This window comes from Gammaproteobacteria bacterium (assembly GCA_003696665.1).
Classification (GTDB): domain Bacteria; phylum Pseudomonadota; class Gammaproteobacteria; order Enterobacterales.
Window position 1 is genome coordinate 1 of the sequence record RFGJ01000394.1, and the last position, 2,618, is coordinate 2,618.

Annotated in this window: 2 protein-coding genes; both read left to right on the forward strand. The window is 54.2% G+C overall.

Annotation, left to right across the window (positions count from 1 at the left end):
- Positions 1-65: 65 nt before the first annotated feature.
- Entirely contained in the window at positions 66-2,030 is a 1,965-nt protein-coding gene (locus tag D6694_10090; GenBank protein ID RMH40414.1) for an SAM-dependent DNA methyltransferase, read from the forward strand.
- Positions 2,030-2,618: DUF262 domain-containing protein (locus tag D6694_10095; protein RMH40415.1), on the forward strand; the 589-nt coding region annotated here is incomplete at its 3' end. The genes D6694_10090 and D6694_10095, both read left to right, overlap by 1 nt.

Here is a 2,618-nt window from a genome sequence, read left to right on the forward strand (position 1 = left end):
AGATTCTTGGGTATACTTGTGCTATTCCGGGGTTAGGCCCGCACACCACATTATCAGGGAGATTTATGGAGACCAACCTTCATTGGATTATCAATTTCATTTGGGGTATTGCCGATGATGTGCTGCGCGATATTTATGTGCGCGGCAAATACCGGGATGTCATCTTACCGATGACTGTGATTCGTCGCCTGGACGCGGTATTGGAACCAAGCAAGGCCAACGTATTGGCTATAAAAGAGCAATTGGACGAGGCCAATGTGGTCCACCAGGACGGGGCGCTGCGCCATGCTGCAAAGCAGGCCTTCTACAACACATCTCCTTTTACCTTGCGAGACCTGCGCAGCCGCGCCACTAGCCAGCAACTGGAAGCCGACTTTCGTACTTACCTTGACGGCTTTTCGCCCAACGTACAGGAGATTCTGGATAAGTTCAAGTTCCGCAATCAAATCCCCACCCTGGTGGAAAACGATATCCTCGGCGCACTGATTGAAAAATTCCTCGACCCCAAGATAAACCTTTCTCCTGAGCCGGTGCTGGATACTGAAGGGAATGTGGTGTTGCCTGGGCTGGACAATCATGCCATGGGGACAATCTTCGAAGAACTAATCCGTCGTTTCAACGAGGAGAATAACGAGGAAGCCGGAGAGCACTTTACCCCGCGCGATGTGGTTACTTTGATGGCTGACTTGATATTTATGCCCATCGCTGACCAGATTGAGTCCAGCACCTATCTGGTGTATGACGGAGCCTGCGGCACCGGCGGGATGCTCACACTGGCAAGCGAGCGCCTGCAACAATTGGCAGCACAACGCGGTAAGGCGGTATCGATACACATTTTCGGCCAAGAAATCAACCCAGAGACCTACGCTATCGCTACCGCTGACTTGTTGCTCAAAGGCGAAGGCGAAGAGGCTGAGAACATCGCCAATGGCTCAACACTGTCACAAGATGCCTTCCCTGACAAGAAGTTCGACTTCATGCTCTCCAACCCCCCTTATGGCAAGAGTTGGAAGACAGAGCTGGAGCGCATGGGTGGCAAGAAAGGGTTAAGCGACCCGCGCTTTATCATCCAGCACAATGGCGACCCGGAGTTCAGCCTGGTGACACGCTCCAGTGACGGGCAGTTGCTCTTTCTGGTTAACAAACTGCACAAGATGAAGCACGACACGCCTCTGGGCAGCCGCATCGCCGAGGTGCATAACGGTTCCAGCCTGTTCACCGGCGACGCCGGGCAGGGCGAGAGCAACATCCGGCGCTGGATTCTGGAAAACGACTGGCTGGAGGCCATCGTGGCCCTGCCGCTCAACATGTTCTACAACACCGGCATCGCTACCTATATCTGGGTGCTGACCAACCGCAAGCCGGCCCACCGCCGCGGCAAGGTGCAGTTAATCGACGCCACCGAATGGTATCGCCCCTTGCGTAAGAACCTGGGCAAGAAGAACTGCGAACTGGGCGAAGACGACATCCGCCGGATTGTAGAGACCTTCCTGGCCTTCGAAGAGAACGAGCACAGCAAGATTTTCCCCAACGAAGCCTTCGGCTACTGGAAGGTGACCGTCGAACGCCCGCTGCGCATTCGCGGGATTGACCCGGAACGCGCCTACAAAACCGCTGAAATCAAGGAATTGAAAGCCAGCGGCGAGCGGGACGAGAACGCCCCACCGGTCATCCGCAAGATTCACAAGCGCGGCACATTGCCCGACCCGTTGCATGGCCTGTTCGAAGCGCACATCAAGGGGCAACCGCGGGTGGTGGAATACGAACCCGATCCCGACCTGCGCGACACCGAGCAGGTGCCCCTGCTGGAAGCAGGCGGCATCGACGCCTTCTTGCGCCGCGAAGTGCTGCCCTATGCGCCCGACGCCTGGTATGAGCCGGACAAGGTGAAAATCGGCTACGAAATCAACTTCAACCGCTACTTCTACAAGCCCCAGCCGCTGCGCGCGCTGGACGAAATCCGCGCTGACCTGCTGGCCGCCGAAGAAGAAGCCCGCCGTTTGATGGATGAGATTCTGGGAGAGATGTAATGAGAGACGCGCAAAAACCTGATCACATCAGTCTGAATTCACTGGTAGAAAAACTCAAAGAAGGCCGGTTTGTGATTCCAGACTTTCAACGTGAATTTGAATGGAAACCGTGGGATATCCGTGATTTGATGCGGTCCATTTTTCTTGATTACTACATTGGCGGACTGCTTCTTTGGAAAGGGGACAAGAAAAATTTCGAGGCTCTGGCTTGCGAACCGATTTATGGGTATGCAGGCAAGAATGGGAAAGCCGAATACATTGTTCTGGATGGGCAACAACGTTTGACCGCCATGTACTATGTCTTTATGGCACCAGATGTCCCTTTGCCCAACCGCGCCAGCCGAGCATTTTATTTCATTCGCGTTGACCAGTTTATGGCAGGGAATTACGATGATGCATTCTATTACGAGTGGCTTTTCAATCGCTGGCAAAAGTTATTGGTCGACAGGGAACGCCAATATCAGGAACACATCTTCCCGCTCTTTATCATTGGGCAGGGCGGCTGGGAACTGCCCAACTGGGTACAGGGCTATGAACAGTATTGGGAAAAGAAGGCTCAAGAAGCCTCCCAAGCAGGCGACAAGGCTG

Excerpts from the sequence above, each read along its gene's own strand:
- D6694_10090 (RMH40414.1), top strand. The coding sequence starts at position 66 with ATGGAGACCAACCTTCATTGGATTATCAATTTCATTTGGGGTATTGCC.